Origin of the sequence: Mycobacterium sp., assembly GCF_049683935.1 — a bacterium.
In the GTDB taxonomy this organism is placed as follows: domain Bacteria; phylum Actinomycetota; class Actinomycetes; order Mycobacteriales; family Mycobacteriaceae; genus Mycobacterium.
This window is the reverse complement of record NZ_JBAUJR010000322.1, coordinates 1-8,141: the sequence shown is the minus strand read 5'-3', so window position 1 is coordinate 8,141 and position 8,141 is coordinate 1. Positions and strand designations below refer to the sequence as shown.

8 protein-coding genes are annotated in these 8,141 nt (G+C 67.1%); 3 read left to right on the top strand and 5 right to left on the bottom strand.

Annotated elements, in window-relative coordinates:
* The 3 genes from WA965_RS19190 to WA965_RS19180 form a co-directional block, all read left to right on the top strand.
* On the top strand, positions 1-609 hold a 609-nt coding region (locus WA965_RS19190; protein ID WP_526447941.1), incomplete at its 5' end, for an NAD-dependent epimerase/dehydratase family protein.
* Positions 610-657: 48 nt separating this feature from the next.
* A complete protein-coding gene (locus WA965_RS19185) occupies positions 658-1,452 on the top strand; it encodes an alpha/beta hydrolase (protein ID WP_526302707.1) in 795 nt (264 codons plus the stop codon).
* 14 nt (positions 1,453-1,466) lie between these two features.
* Positions 1,467-2,585, top strand: coding sequence for an NAD(P)H-dependent flavin oxidoreductase (locus WA965_RS19180; RefSeq protein ID WP_526302706.1), 1,119 nt, complete (start codon positions 1,467-1,469; stop codon positions 2,583-2,585).
* A 2-nt stretch (positions 2,586-2,587) separates the two neighbouring features.
* On the opposite strand, the gene WA965_RS19175 is transcribed toward WA965_RS19180, so the two are convergent.
* The 5 genes from WA965_RS19175 to WA965_RS19155 form a co-directional block, all read right to left on the bottom strand.
* Positions 2,588-4,090 carry an amidase gene (locus WA965_RS19175; RefSeq protein WP_526302705.1) on the bottom strand — a complete coding sequence of 501 codons (1,503 nt, stop codon included), beginning with the start codon at positions 4,088-4,090 and terminating at the stop codon, positions 2,588-2,590.
* The gene (locus WA965_RS19170; protein WP_526302704.1) at positions 4,091-5,335 is read right to left on the bottom strand and encodes a M20 family metallo-hydrolase; all 1,245 of its coding nucleotides are present in this window, start codon (positions 5,333-5,335) and stop codon (positions 4,091-4,093) included.
* Between the two features lie 27 nt (positions 5,336-5,362).
* Positions 5,363-6,694 (bottom strand): MFS transporter, encoded by a 1,332-nt coding sequence (locus WA965_RS19165; RefSeq protein WP_526302703.1) that lies wholly within the window; start codon positions 6,692-6,694, stop codon positions 5,363-5,365.
* Positions 6,695-6,817: 123 nt separating this feature from the next.
* Complete coding sequence (locus tag WA965_RS19160) at positions 6,818-7,747, bottom strand: LysR substrate-binding domain-containing protein (protein WP_526293971.1); 930 nt, start codon at positions 7,745-7,747, stop codon at positions 6,818-6,820.
* Between the two features lie 126 nt (positions 7,748-7,873).
* The coding region (locus WA965_RS19155; RefSeq protein ID WP_526447939.1) for an ATP-binding protein at positions 7,874-8,141 on the bottom strand (268 nt) is incomplete at its 5' end.

Genomic DNA, 8,141 nt, shown 5'->3' with positions numbered 1-8,141 from the left:
GACCTCGACGCCGGCGTCTTCGACCACCGGTGTCCGATCTGCGGCGCGCAGGTCCGGTGGGAGTTGGTCGGGGAGGAGGCGCCGCTGCGGCCGCGCAGCCTGTATGCGGCGAGCAAGGTCGCCCAGGAGCACTACGCGCTCGCCTGGAGTGAGTCGGCGGGCGGTTCGGTGGTCGCGCTGCGCTATCACAACGTCTACGGCCCCGGGATGCCGCGCGACACCCCCTACTCCGGTGTCGCGGCGATCTTCCGTTCTGCCCTCGAAAAAGGGGATACGCCAAAAGTTTTCGAAGACGGCGGCCAGATGCGCGACTTCGTCCACGTCGACGACATCGCCGCGGCCAACGTCGCGGCGATCGAGGCCTCGCTCGGGGGGTTCGAAACCTTCAACGTCTGTTCGGGAAAGCCGGTGTCGATCCTCGACGTCGCGTCCGCGCTGTGTGACGCGCGTGGAGACATCGCTCCGGTGATCACCGGCCAGTACCGCAGCGGCGACGTCCGCCACATCGTCGCCGATCCGGCGAGGGCCGCCAGGATGCTCGACTTCCGCGCCGTCGTCGACCCGGCGGACGGTCTGCGGGACTTCGCGAGTGCGCCGCTGCGCGGCTGAGGAGCGCTCCTGCGTCGCACCGCGATCGTCCTGGCCGTTACCGTCACGTTGGTGACGGGACTGCTCGGGCTGCTGTGGTCGCAGCAGCGGCGCTTGATCTACTTCCCGTCGACGGACCCGGTTCCGCCGGCAGCGACGGTGCTTCCCGGGGCCGGCGACGTCGTCATCCCCACCGCGGACGGACTGGACCTCGGCGCCTGGTTTCTGCCCGCCGACCCGGGCCCGGCGGTGCTGGTGCTCAGCGGAAACGGCGGGGACCGCACGATGCGGGCTCCGCTGGCCGCGGCGCTGCACGACATGGGCATGTCGGTGCTGCTGCTGGATTACCGCGGCTACGGCGGCAATCGCGGGCGGCCCACCGAGGACGGGCTGGCCATCGATGCGCGCGCGGCGCTCGACTGGCTTTCCGGGCAGCCCGGCGTCGACTCCGAGCGCATCGCGTACTGGGGAGAATCTATGGGTGGCGCCGTCGCGGTCGGGCTGGCCGTCGAGCGACCGCCGGCGGCATTGGTGCTGCGCTCTCCGTTCACGTCACTGGCCGACGTCGCCGCGGTGCACTACCCGTGGCTGCCGGTGCGGCGGCTGCTGCTGGATCGCTATCCGTCCATCGACCGCATCGGCGCGCTGACCGCGCCGGTGCTCGTCATCGCCGGGGAGACCGACGACATCGTGCCGGCGTCGCATTCCCGTCGACTGTTCGACGCCGCGCCGCAACCGAAGGAGTACGTGTTGATCGACGGGGCGGGCCACAACGACCCGGTGCTGCTGGACGGGCCGGCGATGCTGGCGCCCGTCGAGCGGTTCCTGCAGCGAACCCCGGTGCTCGCGACCCAGGGCTGGTGAACATACTGGCTGACGTGACCTCGAACATCTGCACCGACTTCGGTATCGACTTCCCGCTCTTCGCGTTCAGCCACTGCCGCGACGTCGTCGCCGCGGTCACCAACGCCGGCGGATTCGGGGTGTTGGGCGCCACCGCCTACACGCCCACCCAGTTGGATCAGGAGCTGGCCTGGATCGACGACGCGGTCGGCGGAAAGCCGTACGGAGTGGACCTGATCGTCCCGGCCAAGTTCGAGGGCAAGGGGGAGAAACTCTCCAGTTCCGATCTGGCCGAACGGATTCCGCAGGGCTACCGCGATCTCGTCGACGAGTTGCTGGCCGCGCACGGCATCGAACCGGAGCCCGGCAGGCGTCTCGGTAGCGCGCTGCTGTCCGGAAACACCGGGCGCGAGCTGCTCGACGTGGCGCTGACCCATCCGGTCAAGCTGATCGCCAACGCCCTGGGGGTCCCGCCGGACTACATGATCGAGGCGGGCAAGGAGCGTGGCATCCCGGTGGCCGCCCTCGTCGGGGCCAAGGAGCACGCGGTCAAGCAGGTCGCCGCCGGGGTGGACCTGATCGTCGCGCAGGGCACCGAGGCCGGCGGGCACTGCGGTGAGGTCAGCACGCTGGTGGTGGTGCCCGAGGTCATCGAAGCTGTGGCGGGCGCGGTTCCGGTGCTCGCCGCGGGCGGCATCGTCACCGGCCGGCAGATGGCGGGCATGGTCGCGATGGGTGCGGCCGGCGCCTGGACCGGATCGGTGTGGTTGACCACCGAGGAGGCCGAGACCGCGCCGCACACGGTCGCCAAGATGCTGGCCGCCTCCTCCCGCGACACGGTTCGCTCGGCGGGACGCACGGGTAAGCCGTCGCGACAATTGGTGTCCGACTGGACGAACGCCTGGACCCCCACGGCCGGCGGGCACCAGCCGCTGCCGTTGCCGCTGCAGTCGATGCTGTGCGAGCCGGTGATCCGCCGGATCGACGTGCTCGCCTCCCAGGGGCACGAGGGTGCTCAGGCTTTGGCGACGTACTTCGTCGGGCAGGGCGTCGGGCTGATGAACAAGGTGAAGCCGGCCCGCGAGGTGGTGCGGGAGTTCATCGAGGACTACCTGGCTGCCGCGGAGCGCCTCAACGGCTCACTGCCCGGCTGAGGTCACTCGCCCGCGGAATAGCATTCCTGGCTGCGATCTGCAGGGCGATCACGACCCGGAATGCTATTCCGCGGCGCGCCGAAGTCGACCAGCGTCTCCACGGCCTGGGCCACCCGAAAGGTCATCACCTCGTCGTGCGGGTGGCCTACCACCTGCACACCCGTCGGTACCCCTTCGGCGGACAGCCCGCTGGGCACCGAAATCGCCGGATGATGGTTGGCGACGTTGAACGGACTCGTCATGTGCCCTTCCCAGTAGTGCCCGAGATGTCTACTGGGAGTGTCGACCCCGTCGAGATAGTCGCCATCGGCCCGCAGTGAGGTCACCGCCGAAGTGGGGCACAACAGCACGTCTACGCCACTCATGGCCGCTGCCAGGTCGGCCTGCATCCGGGCATCCATGGCCAGTGACTCGACCAGCGAACAGCGCTGCGCCGCGGCAGTCGCATCGACGATGAATCGCCGCATGTAGGCCGACAGCTGATCCTCGTTGCCTGCGGTCTCGCGAATCACCGCCGGTGCCAGGATCTGCCCGAAATGGGCGAAGATCGTCTCCCGGATCAGCTCGGTCGTCCACGGTAGGTCCACCTCGACGACCTCGGCGCCGGCTTCTGACAGGGCATCCGCGACCGCTCGGGTGTTCTCGAGGACCTCCGGGGCGACGGGAAAGTCGCCGAGCCGCAGGGAGAGGCCGATCTGCAGGCCGTCGACCCCGCCCTCGAGCGGGATGGGCTGACCGTGGCCGCCCCACGAGTTGTGATCGACCGGATGCCGGCCCGACATCACCGACGACAGCAGAGCTGCGTCGGCGACGGAGCGCCCCATCGGGCCGTCTCCGCGGTACCAGTCCGCCGACAACGGCGGCATTCCCGGAATCCGTCCGAACGGTGCCTTGTAGCCGACCGTGCCGGTGAACCCGGCAGGGATTCGTGTGGAGCCGGCGATGTCGGATGCGGTGGCCAGGGTGGTGAACCCCGCGGCCAGAGCAGCGCCTGCGCCGCCTGACGAACCGCCGGGGGACATCTGAAGATTCCACGGGTTGCGGGTGATACCCCACATCGGCGAATGGGTGACGGTGGCGCAGCTGAACTCTGGGCTTGTGGTGCGCGCGTGGATGATTCCGCCAGCCGTCCTGATTCGCTCGATCACCGGGTGGTCGCGCTGGGCCAATCGCCCTCGGTTCGCTGTCAACCCCTGTGTCAGGCTCAGTCCGGCGATGCCGTGCTTCTCCTTGGCTGCCACCGGCACCCCCAGCAGGGCGGGTGGTTGTTCGCCGTCGGCGGCGCACCGGGCATAGACGTCGGCGGCACGCCGGGCCGCGCGCCTGGCGTCGTCGAACAGCGTCTCGGCGAAGGCGTTGATTCCGGTCGCGGTGTCCCCGTTGTGGGCTTCGATCCGGGCGATCTGGGCGTCGAGCACCTCGAGCGGTGACAGCTCGAGCCGTCGGAACGCCGCGAGCATGCCGGCGGCGCCCAGGAAGGCCACTTCGGTTGGGCTCGAGTTCATCTAGGCGGCCGACTCCGAAAGGGCGCCGTTGACCATCTCCCATGCCACGTTGGTCAACGCGTCCACGCCGGCGACCATGTCCTCGTCGGTGCTGAATTCGCGCTCGCAGTGGCTCACGCCGTCCACCGACGGGATGAACATCATGACGGTGGGCACGATCCGGTTCATCGGCACCGAGTCGTGTCCGGCCATCGTGCGAATGGGTCGCACACTCAATCCCAGGTCGGCGGCGACCTTTCCGGTCAGGTCGATACCGGCCTGCGGGAAGGTCTGGATGTCGCGGACATCAAAATCGCGGACGTTGATCGTGATGTCGTGATGCGCGGCGATGGCCGCGATGTCATCGAGCAGGCTGGATCTTGCTGCGGCGACGATCTCGGGTGATGCCGAACGCAGGTCGGCGACGAGATGCACGCGGCGGGCCACGACGATCGGCGAGTTGGGTTCCACCGTGAATCGGCCGACCGACGACACGATGGCCTCGTCGTCGAATTTCTTGGTCACGTCATGGACCAACAACACGACCTTGCTGGCGGCGACCAGCGCGTCGTGGCGGTCGGCCATCGCGGTGGCGCCCGTGTGCGACTGCTCACCGAGCACCTCGATGTCGAGCTTCTGGGTGTACCAGGAGTAGTCCACCGCACCCAGGTTGATGCCCTCGCGCTCCAGGATGCGTCCCTGCTCGATGTGGATTTCGGCGTATCCGGCGACCGCGGGACGCGGATCGGCGCCGCGGTAGCCGATCGCGTCGAGGGCCTCGGCCACCGAGACTCCCGCCAGATCCCGCACCTGCAGAACCTCACCCTCATCCATCAGACCGGCGAACACCGACGATCCCATGATCGACGGGGGGAAGCGACCGCCCTCTTCGTTGAACCAGTTGACGACCCCGATGTTGAACTCGACATGGGCACCGTCCTCGGCGACCCGCGCGGCCACGCGCTCCGCGGCGTGCAGTGCAGCGATGACACCGTAGGCCCCGTCAAAACGGCCGCCCAGCGGCTGGGAGTCGAGGTGTGACCCGATGAGCACGTAGGGCGCACCGGGTTTGAAGTCGATGAGGGCGAACATGTTGCCGATGGCGTCCACCCGCAACTGCCAGCCGCGCGCAGCGGCGAAAGCGGCGAACCAGTCGCGGCTGAGTTTGTCCTCAGCGGTCGCGGCCTGGCGGTCGACACCGCTGTCGGCGGTCGCGCCGAAGGTGGCCACGTGGTGGAAATCGGTGAGGAACTGGGAAGCACCCATGATGGAACTCCTTTGTGTCGGAAGCGATCAGCTGACGCGGTGGCGGGTCTCGGGGACGTTGGTGAACACCAGGAACAGGCCGACGATGGCCGCGGCAGCGGCCATGTAGAAGCCCGGTGCAGAGTCCTTTCCAGTGGTGGACACCAGCATGGTTCCGATGAACGGCGCGGTGCCGCCGAAGGCTGCGTAGGCGACGTTGTAGCTGATCGCCGCCGAAGTGAAGCGCGTCTCGGTTGTGAAGATCTCGACGAAGAACGTGTAGCAACCGCCTCCGTAAACACACATGGGGATCACGAACAACAGCTGGCCGAGGATCGCGAGACCCAGCGACCCGCTGGTCACGAGCATGAAGCAGGGAATCGACAGCACGGCCAGAGCGGCGGCGCCGGTGATGAGCATCGGCTTGCGGCCGACGCGGTCGCCGATCATTCCGCCGATGGGAAGCAAAACGGCGTACAACGCCATCGCGACCGCATTGGCCGCCAGTGATGCCTCGCGGCTGAGTTCGCCGGTGACCTGGACGTAGGAGACGAAGTAGCCGGAGAGAAAATAGAAGCCCATTGCGGTCAGTGCCATCACGCAGATGACCTGAAGCATCCGAACCCTGTTCTCGCGGAACGCTTTACGGATAGGGCTGTACTCCTTGTGCTCATGCTTGCGCAACACCTGCTTGAACGCCTCGGACTCCTCGGTCTTGGAGCGGATCCACAGTCCGAAGAAGGCCAGCGGTAAAGCGAGCAGGAAGGGAATGCGCCAGCCGTAGGAGTCGAATGCCTCCGGCGTCATCGTGGACGAGAGCACGAGGATCAGCGTTCCGCCGATCACCGAGGGCAGTGCGGTCGCCGCCAAGGTCACGTTGATCCAGAAGCCGCGCCGTTCCAGCGGCGCGTGTTCGAACACGAAGGCCGGAGCGCCGACGGATTCGCCGCCGGCAGAGAAGCCCTGGATCAACCTGCACAGAACCAACAGGATGGGCGCGAACACCCCGATTGTCTCGTAGGTGGGCAGCAACCCGATCAGAGTGGTGGCGAGGCCGATCAGCATCAACGTGACGAACAAGACCTTGCGGCGGCCGATGCGATCGCCGACCGCCCCGAAGAACAGGCCACCCAGAGGACGCACCAGGAAGGCGACGCCGAAGGTCGCGAAGGTGGCGAGCAGTCCGGCCAGCGCGTTCTCTCCGGGGAAGAAGAGCTGGGAGAGGGTGACTGCCGACAATCCGTACAGAGTGAAGTCGTAGAACTCGATGAACTGGCCGATGCTGCCGCCGGCCAGGACCCGTTTCTGCATCCCGGTGCTACGTGTGGACTGGTCCGTGGACTCGGGGTCGGGCGGAACAACGTGGTCCTGCGTTGTCATGGGAGCTCTCTTCTCAGTGATGCTGCAGGGTCGGACGAGACGGGGATCACATCACTGAAGTCTGATGAAGACGGCCGAACGAGTCCAACAAAATAGATCGCACGCACCGTTCGAAATAATCGATCAGAAGAGCGTGGAGCCGCTATCTGCGCTGTGCAGGGTCGAGCAGATTTCTTCGAAGGCGATCGATTTCCGCGTCGTCCGCGCACCCCGCAACCGCACCAGGACCAGTTCGATCGGCGCCAGTTCATCGGCCAGTTCCAGCGGGACGACCCGTCCCCCCGCGTACGTCACATCGCCCGCCAACCGCCAATTCAGCAGCGAATAACCATGTCCCATGCTGACGTACGACCGCACCGTCTCGTAGCCGGACACCAGATGCCGGATGCGCGGACGCAGTCCCAATCGCTTGAAGATGTCGAGGTAGTACTCCCGGCTGTGCTTCAGGTCGAGCAGCACGAACGGCTCGTCCTCGAATTCGCGCAGGTGCACGGGGACGTCCGGATGGCGTGCACGAGGGTGATTCTCCGAAACCAACAGGTGCGGGGGGACTCGCCGCAGCACCCGATATTCGTAACTCGTACTCAACCCGAGGTCGTACATCAGCGCGGTCTCGCAGGTTCCCTCGGCCAGGGATCGCATGAGCGTCTCCTGGTCGGCTTCGAGAAAGCTGAGTCTGATCGCCGGATGCTGATGCTGGAATGCCGTGAGGATCCTCGGTGCAAGAAAGGGAGCGATCGGCGAGAAGATTCCCGCGACCAGATCGCCCGCCAGTTCCTCGCGCTCGGCGCGCACCGAGCGGTAGAGCTGGTCAGCATCTTCGAGGACCGTTCTGGCCCCCATCAGTAGACGCCGCCCTTCCGCGGTCAGGCGGAGGCCGCGGTTGGACCGGCGGTGGAACAGCTTCGCCCCCACCTCGCTCTCCAGCTTGTGGATGGCTGCCGACAGCGTGGACTGGGTGACGTCGAGCTCGAACGCGGCCGCACGCATGTTCTCCAGCCGCGCGACGACCGTGAAGTATTTCAGCTGTACCAGCGTGAACGACTTCGCCATGACAGCATCATCCTCCGCTGACAGCCGGCCCCATACGGGCTCACGTCACGCGCCCGCGGAATAGCATTCCTGGCTGCGATGACCAGCGCGATCACGACCCGGAATGCTATTCCGCGGCAACCGAGTTCAGTCGCTGGCCAGGGGCAGGCGGACCTCGAAGCGGGCGCCGGTGGGCAGGTTGTGCGCCGACAGCGTGCCGCGGTGGGCCTGAACGAGTCCGGCGGCGATCGCCAACCCGAGACCCGACCCGCTCGGCAGCGACGAATCGGTGCGCGGCACCCGGCTGTTGGACCCGCGATAGGCGACGTCGAACACCCTCGGCAGGTCCGCCTCGTCGATGCCGACGCCGGTGTCGTCGACGCGGGCCCACGCGCTGTTCTCGTCTGAGCCCAGC

Coding starts and splice junctions, on each gene's coding strand:
- WA965_RS19175 (WP_526302705.1), bottom strand. CDS start 4,090: ATGAACTCGAGCCCAACCGAAGTGGCCTTCCTGGGCGCCGCCGGCATG.
- WA965_RS19170 (WP_526302704.1), bottom strand. CDS start 5,335: ATGGGTGCTTCCCAGTTCCTCACCGATTTCCACCACGTGGCCACCTTC.
- WA965_RS19165 (WP_526302703.1), bottom strand. CDS start 6,694: ATGACAACGCAGGACCACGTTGTTCCGCCCGACCCCGAGTCCACGGAC.
- WA965_RS19160 (WP_526293971.1), bottom strand. CDS start 7,747: ATGGCGAAGTCGTTCACGCTGGTACAGCTGAAATACTTCACGGTCGTC.